Source organism: Bradyrhizobium sp. JR4.3, from assembly GCF_040547695.1.
GTDB lineage: Bacteria > Pseudomonadota > Alphaproteobacteria > Rhizobiales > Xanthobacteraceae > Bradyrhizobium > Bradyrhizobium canariense.
Genome location: NZ_JBEPQF010000038.1, coordinates 46,457 through 66,601, shown reverse-complemented (window position 1 = coordinate 66,601; position 20,145 = coordinate 46,457). Strand labels below are relative to the sequence as shown.

Annotated in this window: 19 protein-coding genes; 10 read left to right on the top strand and 9 right to left on the bottom strand. The window is 64.3% G+C overall.

All coding sequences use genetic code 11. The annotated features are described in order from the left end of the window. Positions 1-175 precede the first annotated feature (175 nt). The 5 genes from ABIB91_RS35710 to ABIB91_RS35690 form a co-directional block, all read right to left on the bottom strand. The gene (locus ABIB91_RS35710) at positions 176-1,504 is read right to left on the bottom strand and encodes an NAD(P)H-dependent oxidoreductase (RefSeq protein ID WP_354126822.1); all 1,329 of its coding nucleotides are present in this window, start codon (positions 1,502-1,504) and stop codon (positions 176-178) included. A 137-nt stretch (positions 1,505-1,641) separates the two neighbouring features. Then, positions 1,642-2,442 (bottom strand): phytanoyl-CoA dioxygenase family protein, encoded by an 801-nt coding sequence (locus ABIB91_RS35705; protein WP_354126821.1) that lies wholly within the window; start codon positions 2,440-2,442, stop codon positions 1,642-1,644. Positions 2,443-2,585: 143 nt separating this feature from the next. Further along, a complete protein-coding gene (locus tag ABIB91_RS35700) occupies positions 2,586-3,260 on the bottom strand; it encodes a GntR family transcriptional regulator (protein ID WP_354171425.1) in 675 nt (224 codons plus the stop codon). A 197-nt stretch (positions 3,261-3,457) separates the two neighbouring features. Then, positions 3,458-4,270: an alpha/beta fold hydrolase gene (locus ABIB91_RS35695; RefSeq protein ID WP_354171427.1), complete on the bottom strand. Its 813-nt coding sequence runs from the start codon at positions 4,268-4,270 to the stop codon at positions 3,458-3,460. A 2-nt stretch (positions 4,271-4,272) separates the two neighbouring features. Continuing rightward, positions 4,273-5,091, bottom strand: coding sequence for an alpha/beta fold hydrolase (locus tag ABIB91_RS35690; RefSeq protein ID WP_354171429.1), 819 nt, complete (start codon positions 5,089-5,091; stop codon positions 4,273-4,275). Between the two features lie 138 nt (positions 5,092-5,229). Between ABIB91_RS35690 and ABIB91_RS35685 the strand changes: the two genes are divergently transcribed. Then, positions 5,230-5,772: a methylated-DNA--[protein]-cysteine S-methyltransferase gene (locus ABIB91_RS35685; RefSeq protein ID WP_354171431.1), complete on the top strand. Its 543-nt coding sequence runs from the start codon at positions 5,230-5,232 to the stop codon at positions 5,770-5,772. 17 nt (positions 5,773-5,789) lie between these two features. Here the strand turns inward: ABIB91_RS35685 and ABIB91_RS35680 are convergent, their stop codons facing one another. Beyond that, positions 5,790-7,334 carry an acyl-CoA synthetase gene (locus ABIB91_RS35680; RefSeq protein ID WP_354171433.1) on the bottom strand — a complete coding sequence of 515 codons (1,545 nt, stop codon included), beginning with the start codon at positions 7,332-7,334 and terminating at the stop codon, positions 5,790-5,792. A 180-nt stretch (positions 7,335-7,514) separates the two neighbouring features. Next, the gene (locus tag ABIB91_RS35675) at positions 7,515-8,687 is read right to left on the bottom strand and encodes an acetyl-CoA C-acetyltransferase (RefSeq protein WP_354171435.1); all 1,173 of its coding nucleotides are present in this window, start codon (positions 8,685-8,687) and stop codon (positions 7,515-7,517) included. Between the two features lie 209 nt (positions 8,688-8,896). Between ABIB91_RS35675 and ABIB91_RS35670 the strand changes: the two genes are divergently transcribed. The 8 genes from ABIB91_RS35670 to ABIB91_RS35635 all read left to right on the top strand — a co-directional run bounded on the left by ABIB91_RS35670 (position 8,897) and on the right by ABIB91_RS35635 (position 18,081). Then, positions 8,897-9,499: a TetR family transcriptional regulator gene (locus ABIB91_RS35670; RefSeq protein WP_018453285.1), complete on the top strand. Its 603-nt coding sequence runs from the start codon at positions 8,897-8,899 to the stop codon at positions 9,497-9,499. Between the two features lie 66 nt (positions 9,500-9,565). After that, positions 9,566-10,324 carry an SDR family NAD(P)-dependent oxidoreductase gene (locus ABIB91_RS35665; RefSeq protein ID WP_007615252.1) on the top strand — a complete coding sequence of 253 codons (759 nt, stop codon included), beginning with the start codon at positions 9,566-9,568 and terminating at the stop codon, positions 10,322-10,324. 187 nt (positions 10,325-10,511) lie between these two features. Then, positions 10,512-11,318, top strand: a complete 807-nt coding sequence (locus ABIB91_RS35660; protein WP_354171438.1) for an enoyl-CoA hydratase/isomerase family protein — start codon at positions 10,512-10,514, stop codon at positions 11,316-11,318. 43 nt (positions 11,319-11,361) lie between these two features. Continuing rightward, positions 11,362-13,233 (top strand): AMP-binding protein, encoded by a 1,872-nt coding sequence (locus tag ABIB91_RS35655; RefSeq protein WP_354171440.1) that lies wholly within the window; start codon positions 11,362-11,364, stop codon positions 13,231-13,233. Positions 13,234-13,344: 111 nt separating this feature from the next. Next, on the top strand, positions 13,345-14,472 hold the full coding sequence (locus ABIB91_RS35650; protein ID WP_354171442.1) for an acyl-CoA dehydrogenase family protein: 1,128 nt from the start codon (positions 13,345-13,347) through the stop codon (positions 14,470-14,472). Positions 14,473-14,612: 140 nt separating this feature from the next. Next, on the top strand, positions 14,613-15,860 hold the full coding sequence (locus ABIB91_RS35645) for an acyl-CoA dehydrogenase (RefSeq protein ID WP_354171444.1): 1,248 nt from the start codon (positions 14,613-14,615) through the stop codon (positions 15,858-15,860). A gap of 138 nt (positions 15,861-15,998) precedes the next feature. Then, on the top strand, positions 15,999-17,243 hold the full coding sequence (locus tag ABIB91_RS35640) for an acyl-CoA dehydrogenase (protein ID WP_354171446.1): 1,245 nt from the start codon (positions 15,999-16,001) through the stop codon (positions 17,241-17,243). A 139-nt stretch (positions 17,244-17,382) separates the two neighbouring features. Further along, entirely contained in the window at positions 17,383-18,081 is a 699-nt protein-coding gene (locus tag ABIB91_RS35635) for a nitroreductase (protein ID WP_007597241.1), read from the top strand. 131 nt (positions 18,082-18,212) lie between these two features. Here ABIB91_RS35635 and ABIB91_RS35630 read toward each other — a convergent pair whose 3' ends face one another. After that, positions 18,213-18,761, bottom strand: a complete 549-nt coding sequence (locus ABIB91_RS35630; RefSeq protein ID WP_007597240.1) for a sigma-70 family RNA polymerase sigma factor — start codon at positions 18,759-18,761, stop codon at positions 18,213-18,215. Beyond that, positions 18,761-18,994 carry a NepR family anti-sigma factor gene (locus ABIB91_RS35625; protein ID WP_007597239.1) on the bottom strand — a complete coding sequence of 78 codons (234 nt, stop codon included), beginning with the start codon at positions 18,992-18,994 and terminating at the stop codon, positions 18,761-18,763. Before ABIB91_RS35625 ends, ABIB91_RS35630 begins: the two co-directional genes overlap by 1 nt. A gap of 221 nt (positions 18,995-19,215) precedes the next feature. Here ABIB91_RS35625 and ABIB91_RS35620 point away from each other — a divergent pair, with 221 nt between their 5' ends. Next, positions 19,216-20,022, top strand: coding sequence for a response regulator (locus tag ABIB91_RS35620; RefSeq protein WP_007597237.1), 807 nt, complete (start codon positions 19,216-19,218; stop codon positions 20,020-20,022). Positions 20,023-20,145: the final 123 nt, after the last annotated feature.

The following is a 20,145-nucleotide window of genomic DNA, read 5'->3' as shown; positions in this document are numbered from 1 at the left end:
ATGCTTCAGGGCCAGCGCTTCAGAGCGCGGCTCAACGAAAGGTCTAGCGGTCAAATCCATTGTGGCCGACTTTTGCAACAAAATCGGCCCATAGCTGACCTGAATCGATGGTCAGCTTGAGTCCGCAAAGCGTCGGCCAGCGGACATCGCTCAGGCCGCACCAATGAATCTCGATCTATGAGTGCGCGGCCTGATCTGCGCTTGCGAAGGCCGCCTCCATCGCCCGCCGCGTCCTGACCGTCTCGTTGCCCGCGTCGAACTCGACGTCGCTCCAACGCACGATCTCGCCATGGGCGACGTCGTGCTTCAGCTTCAGCCGATGCGCCAGGCCGATCGGCAGCGCGCCGGCCTTGAGGCTCGCGGCCGCCGGCACCAGCTTGCCCCACACCGTGTAGCCGCCTTCGCCGTCCAGCATCTCGCCCGCGCGCAGATTGCGTTTGGCCACGGCGGCGACGTCGCCGTGGAAACCATGGGGCTGCCCGGTCGGCTCGCCCCGCAGCGCGGCCGACAGCACCGAGATGTTCAGCTCGAGGCCGATCAGATGATAGGGCTTGTACATCGCAGCATACCGTCCGCTGCCGTCGGTCTTGAGGCCGTATTGCCTGAAGCAGTCGGCGGCGTAGTCGTTCGGCGCCTCCAGCACGACGTAAACGCCCCAGCGCAGATCGCGAAACACCGGCCTTCCGTCGCGCTCGAGCGAGGAGACCACCTCCACGACGCCCGACCGCTCCAGCACGCCGCCCCTGCTGCGCGGCCGCATGATGTGCGGCAGGTCGTCGACGCCGCAGGGTGGAAACAGCAGGCCCTCCGCAGGCACGTCGAGTCCGCAGGCATTGGCGATCGCGGCCATCTCGATCGCCGACTTGGTGCCGTCGAGGAAGGAGTTGAACATCTGCGGATTCATCCCGGCCGATTGCGCCTCGCCCGCGCTCAACCCGTAATGCTGCCAGACGCCATCCGGCGTCACGTCGTGATAGGCCGGCAGATATTTTGTCCCTTTGCCGGCGGCGACCACGTGAAAGCCGGTGGCGCGGGCCCAATCCACCATCTCCGCGGTCAGCGCCGGCTGGTCGCCATAGGCGAGCGAATAGACCACGCCGGCCTTGCGGGCTTCCTCGGCGAGCAGCGGACCCGCCAGCACGTCGGCCTCGACATTGACCATCACGATATGCTTGCCGGCCGCGATCGCGGCACGCGCGTGCCTGATGCCGACGGCTGGATTGCCGGTCGCCTCCACCACCACGTCCATCGCGCCGCCCGCAATGGCGCGCGCGCCGTCATCGGTGAAGACGGTGGCGGCGATCCGCGCCGCGTCCCAGCCGACGGTGCGGCAGGCCTCGCGCGCACGGTCGCGATTGATGTCGACGATGATGGGGACCTCCAGCCCTGGCGTGTGCGGCACCTGCGCCAGGAACATCGAGCCGAATTTGCCGGCGCCGATCAGCGCCACACGGACGGGCTTGCCGGCGGAAGCGCGAGCCTGGAGGAGGCGGAAGAGGTTCATGGGGCTTGTCCTAAGCGCAACGATTGAAGCTCGTCATTCCGGGGCGCGCGAAGCGCGAGCCCGGAATCCATCCATCCGCGACTTCTGCGGCCTGATGGATTCCGGGCTCGACGCTACGCGCCGCCCCGGAATGACGCTTACTCCGCCGCCTGCCGCGGCGCACGGGCGAGCCGTAGCAGCGCGTCGTCCTCCACCGTCTGGATCGGCGCGAAGTCGCGATGCGCAATGTACTCCGGCCTTGTCGGGGTTCGGATGTAGTTCGAAACCGCGTTCAGCGTCAGGTACACGATCTTGCGCGGGTAGGGCGTGATGTTGCCGGCCGAGCCATGCACGAGATTGCCGTGGAACATCAGCATGCCGCCCGGCTTTCCCGTCGGCGCCACGATGCCGCCCTGCTTGACCAGCCGCGTCACGGTCTCCTCGTCCAGCGTCCACAGCGGATACGAAGTCGTCGCGAGGTCGTGCGAGGCCTTGAGGTCGCCGGCGTTCTGGCTCTGCGGCACCAGCATCAGCGGGCCGTTGATCGGCATCACCTCGTCGAGGAAGATCGCGATGTTCATCGCGCGCGGCTCGGGCATGCCGTCGTCGCGCTTCCAGGTGCCGTAATCCTGGTGCCATTGCCAGACGTCGCCGGTGAAGGCGGATTTTGCGTTGATCTTGAACTGGTGCATGTAGACGGGCTCGCCGAACAATTGCTCGACCGGGTCGATCATGCGCGGATGCGCACCCAGAATGCCGAACGCCTCGTTGTAGAGATGCGCGGCAAAGGCGGTGCGCGGCGCGCCGCTCTTCTCGCGCCAGACTTCCGGCCGGTTCGCGTCATAGATGGCAACCGCCTCGCGCGCGAGGAGATCGACCTCCTCCGGGCTGAACAATTCCGGCAGGAACAGCCAGCCCTCGCGGTGGAAGAACTCCAATTGCTCCTGGGACAGTTTCATGGCGCGTCCTCCTTTGGTTTGTTTCTTGTCATTCCGGAGCGCGACGAAGTCGCGAACCCGGAATCCATTTCTCCACAGCATAGGCCGTCCGATGGATTCCGGGCTCGATGCTGCGCATCGCCCCGGAACGACAGCGTGTGCGGTTACGCCGCCTCTTCCGTCGCCCTCAATCTCTCCTCGGTCATTCGTCCCGCCGTCTGCGCGTGCGCAAGCGCCGCACGCTCGGCCGCCTTCGCGTCGCCCGCGAGAATGTGTCCGGCAATGTCGGCATGCTCGGCCCAGGCGCTGCCGCGATAGTCGAGCTCGGACAGCACCGTCGCCATCGAGCGGCGCATATGCGGCCATTGCGGCGTGATCGTCTCCTCGATCACGGGATTGCCGGCGAGCCGATAGATCGCGCGATGAAACTCGACGTCGAGCGCGATCAGCTCGGCGAGCGTGGTCTTGCCGTCGATTCCGCGTCCGGCGGCGAGCGCCGCCTCCAGCCGCGCGCGTCCCGACGCATCGGTCCCGGCGCGTTCGCCGGCGAGCCGCGCCGCCAGCGCATCGATCGCGCCGCGCACCTCGTAGAGCTGGCGGATGCGTGCGGGATCGAGCTGGGTGACTTCAAAGCCGCGCCGGCCGCTCTCGGCCACGAGTCCCTGCCGGTGCAACAGGTGCAGCGCATGCGACACCGGCTGGCGCGATACGCCGAGCCGGTCGGCGAGCTCGTTCTGCCGGATGCGCTGGCCGGGCTGCAGCGTGCGGTCGGAGATCGCCTCCAGGATCCGCGCATAGACCTGGTCGATCAAGTTCGGAAGCGGGTCGAGGGGGATCACGCCGGCAGCTCCCAGAACGGCAACAGGGAATACGGAATTCCGTATTCAAACGTACGGCGCGAGGACGAGGGCGTCAAGTGCGGCCAAGGGGACGTCCGACTTCGTTTTTTGCGCTTCGCCAAGCCCTTGATATTGCTAGGGTCGGCTACTGTGCATGGGGTTGTTTTCGAGGAAAAAGAAAAAGAGGGGTGAGGCACCTACTCCGCCAGGAACGCTTTCATCGCCGCGCCGAACTCCAGCGGCGCCTGCTCGAACATCCAGTGGCCGGCATTGGGGATCACGGCCGTCTTCGCCCCAGCGATGTGCTCGGCGAGCACACTCCACATCACCGCCAGGCTGCCCGTCGTCGCGCCGCCGCCGATCAGGAGCGTCGGGGTCGTGATCGCTTGCGCATCCGCGAGCGTGTAGGGCCTGCGCTGCTCGTTGATCTGGCCGAGGAAGGTGATCGCGTTGTCGCGCAATTGCTGCTTGACCGCCGCCGGCACGCGCCGCCACGAGCCGTCGCCTTCGATGCCTTCATAGAAGTTCTGCAGCGCGCCCTCGATGTCACCGGCGCGGATCATCTCGACCGAGCGCGCCGTGCGCGCGGCCAGCGGCGGATGCGCAGGCGTGCCCGCAGGCACCGGCAGGCTCGCGTCGAGATCGCCGCCGGGTTCGGCCAGCACCAGTTTGCGCAACAGATCCGGCCGCGACTGCGCCACGCGAAACGCGATGTGGCCGCCGCGCGAATGGCCCATCAAATCGACCGGCGCGGGTTTGACCTGCTCGATGAAGGCGATCATATCAGCGACGTGTTGAGCCATCTTGTAGTCGTCGCCGACGGCATCCCAATGCTCGGGAAAGAAATGCCGCAGGCTGACCGAGATCACGCGATGCGATTTCGACAGCGGGCCGAGCACGGAGTACCAGGTGCGGAAATCGCCGAGCGTGCCGTGCACGCAGACCAGCGGCGGGCCTCGTCCCACCTCGAGATAGGCCATGTCGTAACCATTGACACGAAATGTCTGCATGATCAGCCTGCCAGAAAATCCAGCACCACTTCGGAGTATTTCTGCGGCGCCTGCTCGAACATCGGGTGCGTTGCGTTCGGGATGACGGCCGTCCTGGAATACGGCACATGGGCGGCGAGCGCATGCAGCACTTTCGGCAGCAGGCCCTTGGTCCGCGCGCCCAGGATGAACAGCGTCGGCATCTTGATGGACTCCGCGTCCGCCTTCGAGAACGGCGGGCGGTTGTCGCGGACCTGACCGATCAGCGTGAAGGCGTTGTCGCGCAGATTCTGCTTCACCAGCGCCGGCAGCCGCGGCCAGGTGCCGGGCCCTTCCAGCGTGTCGACGAAGACGGCAAGGCCGCCGTCGATGTCGCCGGCCGCGATCTTCTCGGCCGAGGCCGTGAACCGCGCCAGCAGTGGCGAGGGTTCGCCGGCATAATCGGGGTCGAGGCTCGCATCGAGCTCGCCGCCTGGCTCGGCCAGCACCAACCGCCGGAGCAGCTCCGGCCGCCGCTGCGCCACGCGGAAGCAGATGTGCCCGCCGCGGGAATGGCCCATCAAATCGATCGGGCCAAGGTCGAGTTCCTCAATGAAGGCGATGACGTCGTCGACATGCTGGGCGATCGAATAGGTGTCGCCGACGCCATCCCATCGCGCCGGGAAGAAATGCCGCAGGCTGACGCAGATCAGCCGGTGCCGCTGGGATAGCGGCCCGAGCACGCAGCCCCAGACACGGAAGTCGTTAAGCGAGCCATGCACGCAGACCAGCGGCGGCCGGCCTCGGTCTTCGCCCACGTCGAGATAGGGCATGTCGTATCCGTTGACGTGGAGACTTTGCATTTGCGGGCTCGCGAAAGGGGAGGCGGAACTCCTGTGCAAGATTCCCGGAAACCGGGTGGATCGCAACTATTTCCAAGCCTAGATTTGGGCTCAGATCACAATGGGGCATGCGAGGGAACGCAAGCCAGGGACCGAACCATGACCGACCAGCATTTTGCCTTGTTCGACAGCAAGATCGGCCTTTGCGCCATTGCCTGGGGTCCGCGCGGCATCAACGGCACGCAACTGCCGATGGGCGGTGAGCAGAAGATCCGCACCCGCATCAGCCAGCGCCATGCCGATGCCAACGAAGCCGAGCCGACCGCCGAAGTGCAGCAGGCGATCGACCGCATCACAAAACTGCTCGCGGGCGAGCCGGATGACCTCACCGACATTCCGCTCGACCTCGACGGCGTGCCCAACTTCAACCGCGGCGTCTACGCGATCGCCCGCACCATTCCGCCGGGCAAGACCGTCACCTATGGCGACATCGCCAAGCAACTCGGCGGTGTCGAGCTGTCGCGCGACGTCGGCCAGGCGCTCGGCCGCAATCCGTGCCCGATCGTCGTGCCGTGCCATCGCGTGCTGGCGGCCGGCAACAAGCCCGGCGGCTTCTCCGCGAATGGCGGCGTGGTGACGAAGCTGAAGATGCTCGAGATCGAAGGCGCGCTTGTGAACCACACGCCGAGCTTGTTCGATTGAGACGATGAGGCGGCGGGCTAAATCTTCACCGCCGCCTTCGGCCAATATTTGTCGCGCAAATGCCGCTTCACCAGCTTGCCGGTCGGGGTGCGCGGCAGCTCGGCTTCGAAATCGATCGAGCGCGGGCATTTGATCGTCGAGAGGCGGCTCTTGCAGTAGGCGATCAGGTCGGCCTCGAGCTCCTTGCCGGCGCGCTTGGGATCGTGCGGTTGCACCACGGCCTTGACCTCTTCGCCCATCTCCTCGTTCGGCACACCGAACGCGGCGACGTCGGCGACTTCGGGGTGGGTGATGAGCACGTCCTCGGTCTCCTGCGGGTAGATGTTCACGCCGCCCGAGATGATCATGTAGGACTTGCGATCGGTGAGGAAGAGAAAGCCGTCCTTGTCGAGATAGCCGACGTCGCCGAGCGTCGACCAGCCTTTTGCGTTGTAGGCCTTCTTCGTCTTCTCGGGATCGTTGTGGTAGGTGAAAACGGGCGCATCGGCGAAATAGACCGTGCCGATCTCGCCCGTCGGCTGCTCCTCGTCGTTCTCGTCCAGAATCTTGATCGTGCCGACCACGGCGCGGCCGACGCTGCCGCGGTGCTCCAGCCATTCTTTCGAGTTGCAGACGGTGACGCCGTTGCCTTCGGAGCCTGCGTAATACTCGATCAGGATCGGCCCCCACCATTCGATCATCTTTGCCTTGACCTCGACCGGGCAGGGGGCGGCGGCGTGGATCGCGCCCTTCAGCGTCAAAACGTCGTAGCGGTTGCGGACCTCGTCCGGCAGCTTGAGCATGCGCACGAACATGGTCGGCACGAGCTGCGCGTGGGTCACCTTGTATTTTTCGACCAGCCTCAGGAAATCTTCGGCGTCAAAGTGCTCCATGATGATGGAAGTGCCGCCGAGCAGGATCGCCATCATGTTGAAGCGCAAGGGAGCGGCGTGATAAAGCGGAGCCGGTGAGAGATAAATAGTCTCGGCGTTCATGCCGCACATGCTGGCGCAGAGCACACGCAGAAACGCGTTCGGCTCGTCGATCGGCTTGCCCTCGAACGCCTTCTTGATGCCCTTGGGTCGGCCCGTGGTGCCCGACGAATATAGCATGTCATAGCCGGCGACCTCGTCGGCGATCGGCGTTGTTGGCTGGGCGGCCGCTTCCTTGTCGTAGGAGCGGAAGCCGGCTTGCGGCTCATCCATCATGTAGAAGACCGGCTCGCCGGCTGCACCCTTTATTAGGCCTTTGATCTGATCGGCGCATTTGGGCGTCGTAATCACGACCTTGGCGCCGCAATCGGCGATGATGTAGTCGATCTCGTCCTGCTTCAAATAGCGGCTGATCGCGGTGTAATAGAGCCCGCTGCGTTGCGCGGCCCAGCAGATCTCCATGAAGGCGAGGCGGTTCTCCATCAGCAGCGCGATGTGGTCGCCGGCTTTCAGCCCGAGCGAGCGGAACAGGTGCGCGCCCTGGTTCGAAAGCTCGTCGAGCTCGCGATAGGTGATCGCCTTGCCGGTCCCGGCCATCTGGTAGGCGATTTTGTCGGGCGTGGCGCGGGCGTGGATGGAGGGGTGAGTCATAAGCGCGGTCCCAAGGCATAAATGGTGTCGTCCCGGCGAAGGCCGGGACCCATACCCACTGCTGCAAATTGTTGAAGCGCGATGTCGCCACAGCTCGCCCTAACCACAAACTCCTGCGGTTATGGGTCCCGGCCTACGCCGGGACGACACCGTTAATGTGGTGACCAACGAGGCAGCAGCTTACAGCCGCTCCACGATCGTCACGTTGGCCATGCCGCCACCTTCGCACATGGTCTGCAGGCCGTAGCGCTTGCCGCGCTGATGCAGGGCATGCACCAGCGTCGTCATCAGCTTGGTGCCGGAGCAGCCGAGCGGATGGCCGAGCGCGATGGCGCCGCCATTGACGTTGAGACGTTCCGGATCGGCGCCCGTGGTCTTCAACCACCCCGTCGGTACCGAAGCAAAGGCCTCGTTGACTTCGAACAGGTCGATATCGTCGATCGTCATGCCGGCCTTTTCCAGCGCGCGCTTGGTGGCGTGCAGCGGAGCATCGAGCATGATCACGGGATCGCCGCCCATCATGGTCATGTGGTGGACGCGCGCCAGCGGCTTCAGGCCAAGCTGCTTCAGGCCACGCTCGTTCACCACCATCACGCCGGAGGCGCCATCGCAGATCTGGCTGGCGCTGGCCGCGGAGAGCTTGCCGTTCTCGGCGATCAGCTTGACGCCCTTGATGCCGTCGAGTGTGGCGTCGAAGCGGATACCCTCGTCGATGTGGTGGGTGTCCTTGGAGCCGTCGGCGCGGGTGATCTCGAGCGGCACGATCTCCGTCTTGAAATGACCGGCCTGTGTTGCCGCGATCGCGCGCTGATGGCTGTTGTAGGAGTATTCGTCGAGCTCATCCTTGGAGAGACCGTACTTCTCGGCCATCATCTCCGCGCCGGTGAACTGGCTGAATACGATGTTCGGATAACGGTGCTCGATACCCGGGCTCTTGTAATTGCCAAAGCCGTTCTTGGCGGGAAGCTGCGACGACAGGCCCATCGGCACGCGCGTCATCGATTCCACGCCGGCGGCGATCACCACGTCCATCGCGCCGGACATCACGGCCTGGGCTGCGAAGTGCAGCGCCTGCTGCGAGGAGCCGCATTGGCGGTCGATCGAGGTGCCCGGCACGCTCTCCGGCAGCTTCGAGGCCATGATCGCGTTGCGCGCGACGTTGTTGGACTGCTCGCCGACCTGCATGACGCAGCCCATGATCACGTCCTCGACCAGCGCAGGATCGACCTTGGTGCGGTCGACCAGCTCGTCCAGCACCTTCGCGGCGAGATCGGCCGGATGCCATCCGGCGAGGCGGCCCCCCTTGCGCCCACCGGCGGTACGCGCAGCGGCGACGATATAAGCCTCGGCCATGTCGGTTTCTCCCTGGATTATTTTGAACGGCTGGTTGTCGGGGCGGATTTAAGGGGCGACTGGCTGTTTAGTCAATCGATCAATTAACTCTTGTGGGGAGGCGCTGCTTGGGCTTATCTGCGGCCGCTCTCGCGCCAAAATCAGGGATCTCCGTGACTACCAGCGTACCGAACAGGCTCCCAAGCGCAAAGAATTCCACGGCAGAGAAATTGCTCGTGGCCGCGAGCGAGCTGATGATCGAACGCTCCTCGATCGAGATTTCGCTGAGCGACATCGCCCAGAAGTCCGGCGCCAACGCTGCGCTGGTCAAATACCACTTTGGCAACAAGGATGGCCTGCTGTTGGCGCTGCTTGAGCGCGACGCGGGAACGGAACTCTCCAATCTCGAATACCTGCTGGCCCAGCCGATCACGCCGACCGCGAAGCTGAAGCTGCATATCGGCGGCATCATTCGCGCCTATCACCGGTTTCCTTACATGAACCGGCTGATCCACTATCTGCTGCACGAGAGCGTCGCGGGCTCCGCGGACGAAGTCTCGAAATTTTTCGTCGCGCCGCTGCTGGATTTCCATCGGCGCCTGCTCGCCGAAGGCGTCAGCCAGGGCGAATTCCGCGCCACCGATCCGGTGCTGTTCTACACCAGCCTGATCGGCGCCTGCGATCATCTGTTCTTCGGCCGGCACGCGATGTCGCGCGCGACCGGCGTCGGCCCGGTCACCGACGACGTTTGCCGGCAATATATCAAGCACATGGAAACGCTGATCTGCGGCGGCATCCTCACGAATATCGAGGAAGCTGCCGCGGCCGGATAATCCGGCCAGAACGCAGAAGTCTAGAGAAGAAACGCCCAAGGAAAAGGTAGAGGAAAGGTATTTGCGATGCAGTTGAAAGACGTAGCCGTTCTCATCACGGGCGGCGGGTCGGGCCTCGGTGCCGCGACCGCCCGCGCCATGGCCGCCAAGGGCGCCAAGATCGGCGTGATCGACCAGAGCAAGGAAAACGCCGAGAAGGTTGCCGCCGAAGTGAAGGGCATCGCGCTCCACGCCGATGTCACCAGCGAGGAGCAGATCAAGGCGGCGATCGCCAAGGCGGAAGCTGCGCACGGCGTCGCGCGCGTGCTGATGAACTGCGCCGGCATCGGTGGCTCGCAGCGCATCGTCGGCCGCGACGGCGTCTACCCGCTGGAAAAGTTCGCGCGCATCATCAATGTCAATTTGATCGGCACCTTCAACTGCCTGCGTCTGTTCGCCGAGCGCCTCGTCACGATCGAGCCGGTCGGTGAAGAACGCGGCGTCATCGTCAACACGGCGTCGGTCGCGGCTTACGAAGGCCAGATCGGCCAGATCGCTTATGCCGCTTCGAAGGGCGGTGTCGTTGGCCTTACCCTGCCGGCGGCGCGCGATCTCGCGAGCCAAAAGATCCGCGTCAACACCATCGCGCCCGGCCTGTTCCTGACGCCGCTGCTGATGGGCTTGAATGAAGAGGCCCGCAAGAGCCTCGGTGCCCAGGTGCCGCATCCCGCGCGTCTCGGCGACGCCAATGAATACGGCTCGCTGGCCGTGCACATCGTCGAGAACCCGATGCTGAATGGCGAAACCATTCGCCTCGACGGCGCGATCCGCATGGCGCCGCGGTAGGGCTCTTTTCCTTCTCCCCTCGCGGGAGAAGGTGGCGCGCTCTTGCGCGCCGGATGAGGGGTCTCTATCCACGGAGACAGACCCCTCACCCAGGCGAATTCCGAGCTCACAGCGTACATGCCCTCTCCCACAAGGGGAGAGGGCGCAGCAATCGGCACCGCGAATGGCGGCAAGCACGAGGCGCCTCATGTCCCAACCGCTGCTGATCGAGCACAATGACGGCGTCGACACCGTGACGCTCAATCGTCCCGAACACCTCAACGCGCTCGATCCTGCGCTGATCGACGCGCTCAATGTTTACTTCCAGGGCCTTCAGCGCAACCGCGACACGCGCGTCGTGGTGCTGAAGGGCGCCGGCAAGAATTTTTGCGCAGGGCTCGATCTCAAGGCGGCGATGCAGCGTCGTGCCGGCCAGCAGGAGCCGCCCGGTGTCACGGAGTCGCTGGACTCGCAGCGGCGCATCGCCGACATCGTGATGCTGATGCGGCGCTGTCCGCAGCCGATCATCTCTCTGGTGCAGGGCGCGGCCGCTGGCGGCGGCTTTGCGCTGGCGCTCGCCTCTGACATCCGCATCGCGACGAGATCGGCGCGGATGAACTGCGCTTTCATCAAGCTCGGCCTAGGCGGCTGCGACATCGGCACCAGCTATTTCCTGCCACGCCTTGTCGGTGTCTCCGTTGCCTCGGAGCTGATCCTCACAGGGCGCTTCATCGGCGCCGAACGGGCGCTCGCGGTCGGGCTGGTCTCCGAGGTCGTCGAGGAGGACAAGCTCGATGATGCCGCCGAACCCTATGTCGACGCGATGATCACGGCCTCGCCCGTGGGCCTGCGCCTGTCCAAGGAATGTCTCAACATGAGCGTCGATGCCGGATCGCTGGAAGCCGTGATCGCGATGGAGGATCGCAACCAGGTCCTGTGCAGCCGCTCCGAGGAATTTTCGGAAGGCATCAGGGCCTTCCTTGAGAAGCGAAAGCCTGTCTATATCAGGCGCTGACAATGAAGATCCGTAAAGGACGAGAAATTCCGGGAGACGCACAATGAGTGGAAGCGCGGCGGCGGTGATGACGAAGCCCGCCTTTCGCAAGGTCAAGTGGCTTGCGCGCGACATCGATGTCGAGCGCCGCGACGACGGCACGGTGGTGCTGAAGTCGCGCATCCCGCTGCAGACCTACGAGAAGCATATCCCGGCTTCGCTGGCAAAATGGGCGAAGGAAGCGCCCGAGCGGATCTGGCTTGCCCAGCGCGGCGGCCCTAACCGCGAATGGCGTAAGGTGTCCTATGGGAAGGCCAAGCGCACCGTGGATGCGCTGACGCAAGGCCTGCTCAATCTCGCGCTCGACGGCCGCCCGGTCACGATCCTCTCCGGCAATTCGATCGAGCACGCGCTGATGACGCAGGCCGCGATGCAGGCTCGCGTACCCGCCGCGCCGGTGTCGCCCGCCTACTCCTTGATGAGCCATGATCACGTCAAGCTGAAATATTTGTTCGACCTGATCAAGCCCGGCGTGGTGATGGTGCAGGACGGCCCGACTTTCGAGAAGGCGCTGAAAGCCCTCGATCTCACCGGCGTCACCGTCGTTCACGTCTTGCGGCCCTGCGAGGGCATCGAGAGCGTCAGCTTTGCCGCGCTCGCGGCGACGGCCGTGACTGCCGATGTCGAAACGTCGATTGCAAAGATCACGCCTGAGACCGTCGGCAAACTGCTGTTCACGTCAGGCTCGACCGGCATGCCCAAGGCCGTCATCAACACGCAAGCGATGATGTGCGCCAATGCGGCGATGATGATGCAGGTGCGGCCGCGCGATCCCGGCGGTCCGATCTCGACCATGCTGGACTGGATGCCCTGGAACCACACGATGGGCGGCAATGCGGCGTTCCACCCGATCCTGGTCGACGGCGGCACACTCTATATCGACGACGGCCGGCCCATGCCGGGCCAGTTCGATGAGACGCTGCGCAATCTGCGCGAGATCTCGCCGACTTATTACGCCAACGTGCCCGCCGGCTATGCCGCGCTCGCCGCGGCCATGGAGAAGGACGAGGCGCTGTGCCGGTCCTTCTTCAAGAACCTCTCGATCATGGCCTATGGCGGCGCACGACTGCCGGATGATCTCTACGACCGCATGCAGGCTTTGGCCGTGAAGACCACTGGCGAGCGCATCGTGTTCTACACCGGCTGGGGCTCGACCGAGACCGCGCCGACCTCGACCGGCACCTATTGGGACACCGAGCGCGTCGGCCTGATCGGCCTGCCGTTCCCCGGCGTCGAGTTGAAGATGGTGCCTTGCGGCTCGAAATACGAGCTGCGTCTGCGCGGCGTCAACGTGACGCCGGGATATTTCGGCCAGCCTGACCTGACGAAGAAAATGTTCGACGAGGAAGGTTTTTATTGCATCGGTGACGCCGGCGTCTTCGTCGACGAAACCGATCCGGTGAAAGGCATCATCTTTGCTGGGCGCGTGGTCGAGGATTTCAAGCTGACCACCGGCACCTTCGTCCATGTCGGCTCGCTGCGCACGGATGCGATCGCCGCTGCGACGCCGGTCGTGCACGACGCGCTGGTCGCGGGGCAGGATCGCGCCTTCATCGGCCTGCTGGCCTGGCCGAATCTGCATGCCTGCCGCCAGCTCGTCGGCAATCCCGATCTCAGCTTCGGAGACGCAGTGAAGCATCCCGAGGTGATCGCCTGCTTCAGGCGCGGGCTGGAGGCTCACAACAAGGAGTGCGAAGGCGCCAGCAGCCGTATCATCGCGCGCGCCATGCTGATGGCGGAACCGCCCTCGATCGACGGCAACGAGCTCACCGACAAGGGCTACATCAACCAGCGCGCCGGCCTGGAGCGCCGTGCCGCCCTGGTGGAGCGGCTTTATGCCGACAAGCCCGACCGGGATGTGATCGTGTTGAAATGAACGCCGTAGGATGGGTAGAGCGCAGCGAAACCCATCGCTCGTAGTCAGACAGTTGATGGGTATCGCTTCGCTCCACCCATCCTACAGAACAACAATGACGGGATACGCGCCATGAACTTCGATTTCTCCGACGACCAGAAGCAGCTCCGCGATCAGGCGCGCAAATTCCTCGCCGAGAAATGCCCACCCAAGGCGGTGCGCGCAGTCCTCGACGGCAAGGCGCCGTACGACAAGGAGCTGTGGAAAGGCCTCGCCGAGATGGGTTTTCTCGGCGTCGCAATCCCAGAGGACTTTGGGGGCGCCGGTGCCGGCCATCTCGAGCTCTGCGTGATCGCCGAAGAAATGGGCCGGGCGAACGCACCGGTGCCGTTTTCCTCCACCGTCTACCTCGCTGCCGAAGCGCTGCTGATTGCCGGCAGCGATGCGCAGAAGAAGAAATGGTTGCCGGCGATTGCCTCGGGAGAGGCGATCGGCACGCTGGCGCTGTTCGAGGGCAAGGGCAATCCGTCGCCGAAGAACGTCAAGCTCACGGCTGCGAATGGCGTGCTCAACGGGGTCAAGAAGCCGGTCGCTGATGGCGCGATCGCCGACTTCGCGGTGGTCGCGGCACGCACGGGATCGAGCGGGCGCGACGGCGACATCTCCTTATTCATCGTCGATCTCAAGGACGGCGGCGTCGAGGTGAGAAGCCTGACCAACCTCGATCCGACCCGCGGACAGGCCGAGATCACTTTCAGGGATTGCAAGGCAGAGCCGCTAGGCGCGGCCGGCGAAGGCTGGAGCATCTTGACTCAAGTGCTCGATCGCGCCGCGGTGCTCTGCGCGTTCGAGCAGGTGGGCGGCTCCGACCGCGCGCTGGAGATGGGCCGCGACTACGCGCTCGACCGCATCGCCTTCGGCCGACAGATCGGCTCGTTCCAGGCCGTCAAGCACATGCTGGCAGACATGTACGTGTCGGCGACGCTGGCACGTTCCAACAGCTATTACGGCGCTTGGGCGCTCTCGACCAATGCATCCGAATTGCCGGAAGCGGCTGCAGCCGCGCGCATCAGCGCGACGCAGGCGTTCCAGCACTGCGCCAAGAACAACATCCAGGTTCACGGCGGCATGGGTTTCACCTGGGAGTTCGACTGCCACATGTACTACCGCCGTGCCAACGCCATGGCGCTCGGGCTCGGCAGCCTGTCCTATTGGGAAGACCAGTTGATCGACCGTATGCGCAAGAAGAACGCGGCGTGACGTTATCGTCATTCAGGGGCGCCGCAGAGCGGCGAACTATGATGTGCAATTGCACATCCGAGAATCCAGAGATGAGTGAATAACGTCGAGATTCCGGGTTCGCGCTTCGCGCGCCCCGGAATGACAGAGAGAATAGAACCATGAACTTCGACGATACCCCGCAGGAAGCTGAATTTCGCGCCACTGCTCGCGCCTGGATCGCGGCCAATGCACCGAAGCAGTATGAGGAAGAGCTTCGCAAGTCCTCGCTCGGCCGCACGCAATTGAAGAACGCCAACATCCTCGACGTCGCAAAGGCCTGGCAGAAGAAGAAGGCCGATGCCGGCTGGGCCTGTCTGCACTGGCCGAAGGAGTATGGTGGCCGCGGCTCGTCGCCGATCGAGCGTGTGATCTGGCAGCAGGAAGAGGGGCCGTTCGGCCAGCTATCCCGCATGTTCATCATCGGCCACGGCATGTGCGGGCCGACCATGATGGCGTTCGCGCGCGAGGAGCACAAGCGCGCCTATCTGCCGCCGCTCGCCTCCGGCGAAAAGGTCTGGTGCCAGCTGTTCTCCGAGCCCGCGGGCGGCTCCGACGTTGCGGGCCTGCGCACGCGCGCGGAGAAAGACGGCGACGAGTGGGTCATCAACGGCCAGAAGATCTGGACGTCGGGCGCGCACTATTCCGATTACGGCATTTTGCTCACCCGCACCGATCCGACCGTGCCCAAGCACAAGGGCCTGACCATGTTCTTCCTGGACATGAAGAGCCCCGGCGTCGAGGTGCGGCCGATCAAGCAGGCCAGCGGCGCTTCCGACTTCAACGAGGTCTATTTCACCAATGTTCGCATTCCCGATCATCAGCGCCTCGGCGAGGTCGGTGACGGCTGGAACGTCTCGCTGACCACGCTGATGAACGAGCGCAGCGCGATCGGCGCGGCCGTCTCGACAGGCTTCCCCGAGCTGTTCGAATATTGCTCCAGCCTGATGCTGGACGATGGCCCGGCAATCGAGGACCGCGCGGTGCGCGCGAAGCTGGCGAGCTGGGCGGTGAAGGCGAGCGGGCTGAAATACACCAGCATGCGCGCGATCTCGGCGCTGTCTAAGGGCGAGCGGCCGGGGCCGGAAAATTCCATCGGCAAGCTGGTCGCGGGCTCCATGATCCAGGATGTCGCGACCTACGCGCTGGATCTGCAAGGCGCCGCCGGTGTGATCAGCGGTCCTGAAGATTCCGAACTCGCCGGCCGTTTCCAGGCGATGCTGCTGCGCGCGCCTGGTACCCGCGTCGAAGGCGGCACCGACGAGATCATGCGCAACATCATCGCGGAGCGGGTGTTGGGCCTGCCCGGCGACATCCGGGTGGACAAGGACGTGCCGTTCAACAAGATCCCGACGAAGGGAAGAGGTTGATGATCCTCATCCTGAGGAGCCGCGGAACGCGGCGTCTCGAAGGATGCAGGCCCGACTGGGGGCCTCGTGGTTTGAGACGGCGCTGCGCGCCTCCTCACCATGAGGGACTAAGACAGAGCAAGAACGAAGAGGTCCGCCATGAATTTCGACGACACCCCGCAGGAAGCCGCATTCCGCGAGACCGCACGCAAATGGGTCGAGGCCAACGCGCCGAAGGAGTTCTTGGCCGAGCTGTCGAAATCCTCGCTCGGCCGCATCCGGCTTGCCAAGCACGACATCGTCGATGTCGGCAAGGCCTGGCAGAAGAAGAAGTTCGAGGGCAATTGGGCCTGCCTGCACTGGCCGAAGGAATATGGCGGCCGGGGTGCGACGCCGATCGAGCGCGTGATCTGGCAGCAGGAGGAAGGCGTCTACGGCAAGCTGACGCAGCCGTTCCAGATCGGCGAGGGCATGTGCGGCCCAACCGTGATGGCTTTTGGCAGCGAGGACGCCAAGCGGCGCCATTTGCCGAAGCTGGCCGCAGGCGAGGAGATCTGGTGCCAGCTGTTCTCCGAGCCGTCGGCGGGCTCCGACGTCGCGGGCTTGCGCACGCGCGCGGAGAAGAAGGGCGACAATTGGGTCGTCAACGGCCAGAAGATCTGGACCTCCGGCGCGCACTATTCCGACTACGGACTTTTGATCGCGCGCACCGATCCCAATGTGCCCAAGCACAAGGGTCTCACCATGTTCTTCCTGGACATGAAGAGCCCTGGCGTCGAGGTGCGGCCGATCAAGCAGGCCAACGGCATGCAGGAGTTCAACGAGGTCTATTTCACCGACGTCGTCATTCCCGACAGCCAGCGCCTCGGCGCCGTCGGCGAGGGCTGGAGCGTGTCGCTGACCACGTTGATGAACGAGCGGATGTCGATCGGCTCGCGGCTTGCGACCGGCGTGCCCGAGATGTTCGAGTTCTGCTCCAATCTGATGATGGAGGATGGCCTCGCCATCGACGATCCCGCCGTGCGCTCAAAACTCGCGAGCTGGGCGGTGAAGTCGAGCGGGTTGAAATACACCAGCTACCGCGCGATCTCGGCGCTGTCCAAGGGTGAACGGCCGGGGCCGGAGAATTCGATCGGCAAGCTCGTGTCCGGCATGATGCTCCAGGACATCGCGACCTATGCGATGGACCTCCAGGGCGCGGCCGGCGTTCTCACCGGCACTGACGAGGAGACCGTGCAGGGCCAGTTCCAGCAGATGCTGCTGTCCTCGCCTTCGATGCGCATCGCGGGCGGCACCGACGAGATCTTGCGCAACATCATCGCCGAGCGCGTGCTGGGATTGCCGGGCGACATCCGCGTCGACAAGGACGTGCCGTATAACAAGATTCCGACCAAGGGACGGTGATCTAGCCTCTCGCTGTATCTTGTAGGGTGGGCAAAGCGAAGCGTGCCCACCATATGCAGATGCGCCGAGGTAAGTCTGTCGGTGGGCACGGCGCTATGCGCCTTTGCCCACCTTACGAAGAGAAGGCGCGAGTTGATCCATGGACGCACAAGTAAAGCAAGACGACCGCATCGGCGTGCTCGAAGAGCTGCTCAACGAGCGCTACTCGGTCCGTGCCTTCCTGGCCAAGGAGGTCGATCGCGCGACGATCGAACATTTGCTGACCACCGCGCAGCGCACGGCGTCCTGGTGCAACAGCCAGCCCTGGCAGATCGTCATCGCCAGCGGCGAGGCCAAGGAGCGTTTCCGCAATCTGATTTATAAGGAGGCTTCGGGCGGTCTCGGGGACGACTATGATTTCCCGCCGCCACGCGAATATCTCGGCGCGTACCTCGAACGCCGCCGCGAGAGCGGTTTTCAGCTCTACAACACCCTCGGCATCGCGCGCGGAGACAAGACGGCGTACGCGAAGCAGGCGCTAGAGAACTACAATTTCTTCGGCGCGCCGCATGTGGCCATCATCCACACCGACGAGCCGCTCGGCATCTACGGTGCGATCGATTGCGGCGCCTATGTCTCGAACTTCATGCTGGCCGCGCAGGCGCTCGGGCTCGGTACGATTCCGCAGGCGGCGCTCGCGCGCCACTCCGGCCTGATCCGCCGCCATTTCAATCTGCCTGATGATCGCCGCATCGTTTGCGGCATTTCGTTCGGCTATGCCGACAACGCCCATAAGGTCAACAGCTACCGCACGTCGCGTGCGAGTGTGGCCGAGACCGTGACCTTCGTGGACAAGTAATCAGGCGTGGATCGGTGATCGAGGCGGCGCACGCCCCGCATCACGTTTCAGACGCGATCACGTCAGACATACGAAGACGGCCGCGGAAGCGGCCGCCTTCATCGCGGTCTCAATCCGAATAACGCCCGCCGTCAGCCCCCGCTGCCGCCGATCACGGCGCGAATGGTCTCGTCGGGCCCGAAATCCTCCGCGCCGTCGACATAGAGCAGCGCCGCGAGCTTGGAGCGCGCGCGGTTGACGCGGCTCTTGATCGTGCCCACCGCGCAGCCGCAGATCGAGGCCGCATCCTCATAGGAGAAGCCGGAGGCGCCGACGAGGATCAGCGCTTCACGCTGGTCCTGCGGAAGCTTGTCGAGCGCCGTGCGGAATTCCTCGAACTCGAGATGGGCGTTCTGCGAGGGCTGCGTCTTCAGCGTCTTGGCATAGTTGCCTTCGGCATCCTCGACTTCCCGCCGCCGCTTGCGATAGTCGGAGCGGAACAGGTTGCGCAGGATCGTGAACAGCCACGCCGGCAGATTTGAGCCGGGCTGGAACGAGTCGATGTTGGCGAGCGCGCGCAACAGCGTCTCCTGGACAAGATCGTCGGCGCGATCGGCATTGCCGCTGAGCGAGATGGCGAACGCGCGCAGACTGGGCACGGCCGCCAGGATGTCGTTACGCAGGGAGTCCGTGAGAGGCATCAATCCCTCCCATTGTTGTTGTCGTTAGAGCCGCCACCATTTTCCACTTGGGGTGTCGCTCCCGGCGCATCAAGTTTCTTGATCAGTTCCGCGAACCGGTCCGGAACCCCCTGCCGCACCACGTCGTCGTACATGGCGCGCAGCTGGTGCCCGATCCGGGACTGAATCTCCGGAGTGAGCCCTCCCTTGCCGGGGGTCGTGCTTTTGCTGGCTTGAGACTTGAGATCTTTCATGACCTGTTCCACGTTTCCCCGAGTTAAGTAACTGTAAAATCGAGAAGTTCTCTCAACCGGGAGCCGTTCCCTGGATAGGCTCAATGCGAGTTGCGAGAAAAAGTTCCGCCCCGATGCGGAACTTTTCTTGGTCTGAGGCGTAATCAGCCCAGCAGGGGAACCCGGGCCCCCCGCCTAACGCCTGCACGTCAAGGTCGGCCCGAAGATGATATGGAGTGGGGATGTCCCGTTCACAGCTCGTTGCTGAACACTTGCCGTTGTTGCGCCGGTACGCACGCGCCCTGACGGGCAGCCAGTCCTCCGGTGACGCCTATGTCGCAGCCATGTTGGAAGCCATGCTGGGAGATCCGTCGGTGCTCGACGAGAGCCACGGGCCGCGCGCCGGCCTGTTCCGGCTGTTCACCCAAATCTGGAATTCCGTTTCCGTCAACGACGATTCGGAGGTGACGAACCTGCCGATGCCGCCGGAGCGACGGCTGTCCAACATCACGCCGTTGCCGCGGCAGGCCTTCCTGCTGCTCTCGCTCGAGGGCTTTTCGGAGGAAGAGGTCGGCTACATTCTCGGCACCGACGTCGGCGAGACGCGGCGGCTTGCGGATGCCGCAGGGCGTGAGATGGCCGCCGAGATCGCCACCGACGTGCTGATCATCGAGGATGAGACCTTCATCGCCATGGATCTTGAGAGCCTGGTGAAGAACCTCGGGCACAATGTCGTCGGCGTCGCCCGCACCCACGCCGATGCGGTCGCGCTGGCAAAGAACAAGCGTCCTGGCCTGATCCTCGCCGACATCCAGCTCGCCGATGGTTCGTCGGGCCTCGACGCCGTCAACGAGCTGCTCCGCACCTTCGAGGTGCCGGTGGTGTTCATCACGGCATACCCTGAGCGCTTCCTCACCGGCGAGCGTCCCGAGCCGGCGTTCCTGATCTCAAAGCCATTCCAGCCGGCGATGGTGTCGGCGGTGGCGAGCCAGGCGCTGTTCTTCCAGCGCAACTCGCGCAACCGCGCGCCGAAAGTGCCGGCGGCGTAAGGAAGCGCCTGCGCCAGGCATTTGACGAAATCCCGATCCGGCGTGCCGCAAGGTGCGCCGGATTTTCGTTGACCGGTTGCCACGCTTGACGGCCATCGAATTCGCCGCTCATACCTCGTGCAG

Bases quoted from the DNA above. Each gene is read 5' to 3' on its own strand.
- ABIB91_RS35710 (WP_354126822.1), bottom strand. From the start codon at position 1,504: ATGAACCTCTTCCGCCTCCTCCAGGCTCGCGCTTCCGCCGGCAAGCCC.
- ABIB91_RS35705 (WP_354126821.1), bottom strand. From the start codon at position 2,442: ATGAAACTGTCCCAGGAGCAATTGGAGTTCTTCCACCGCGAGGGCTGG.
- ABIB91_RS35695 (WP_354171427.1), bottom strand. From the start codon at position 4,270: ATGCAGACATTTCGTGTCAATGGTTACGACATGGCCTATCTCGAGGTG.
- ABIB91_RS35690 (WP_354171429.1), bottom strand. From the start codon at position 5,091: ATGCAAAGTCTCCACGTCAACGGATACGACATGCCCTATCTCGACGTG.
- ABIB91_RS35685 (WP_354171431.1), top strand. From the start codon at position 5,230: ATGACCGACCAGCATTTTGCCTTGTTCGACAGCAAGATCGGCCTTTGC.
- ABIB91_RS35680 (WP_354171433.1), bottom strand. From the start codon at position 7,334: ATGACTCACCCCTCCATCCACGCCCGCGCCACGCCCGACAAAATCGCC.
- ABIB91_RS35675 (WP_354171435.1), bottom strand. From the start codon at position 8,687: ATGGCCGAGGCTTATATCGTCGCCGCTGCGCGTACCGCCGGTGGGCGC.
- ABIB91_RS35665 (WP_007615252.1), top strand. From the start codon at position 9,566: ATGCAGTTGAAAGACGTAGCCGTTCTCATCACGGGCGGCGGGTCGGGC.
- ABIB91_RS35660 (WP_354171438.1), top strand. From the start codon at position 10,512: ATGTCCCAACCGCTGCTGATCGAGCACAATGACGGCGTCGACACCGTG.
- ABIB91_RS35655 (WP_354171440.1), top strand. From the start codon at position 11,362: ATGAGTGGAAGCGCGGCGGCGGTGATGACGAAGCCCGCCTTTCGCAAG.
- ABIB91_RS35650 (WP_354171442.1), top strand. From the start codon at position 13,345: ATGAACTTCGATTTCTCCGACGACCAGAAGCAGCTCCGCGATCAGGCG.
- ABIB91_RS35645 (WP_354171444.1), top strand. From the start codon at position 14,613: ATGAACTTCGACGATACCCCGCAGGAAGCTGAATTTCGCGCCACTGCT.
- ABIB91_RS35640 (WP_354171446.1), top strand. From the start codon at position 15,999: ATGAATTTCGACGACACCCCGCAGGAAGCCGCATTCCGCGAGACCGCA.
- ABIB91_RS35635 (WP_007597241.1), top strand. From the start codon at position 17,383: ATGGACGCACAAGTAAAGCAAGACGACCGCATCGGCGTGCTCGAAGAG.
- ABIB91_RS35630 (WP_007597240.1), bottom strand. From the start codon at position 18,761: ATGCCTCTCACGGACTCCCTGCGTAACGACATCCTGGCGGCCGTGCCC.
- ABIB91_RS35625 (WP_007597239.1), bottom strand. From the start codon at position 18,994: ATGAAAGATCTCAAGTCTCAAGCCAGCAAAAGCACGACCCCCGGCAAG.
- ABIB91_RS35620 (WP_007597237.1), top strand. From the start codon at position 19,216: ATGTCCCGTTCACAGCTCGTTGCTGAACACTTGCCGTTGTTGCGCCGG.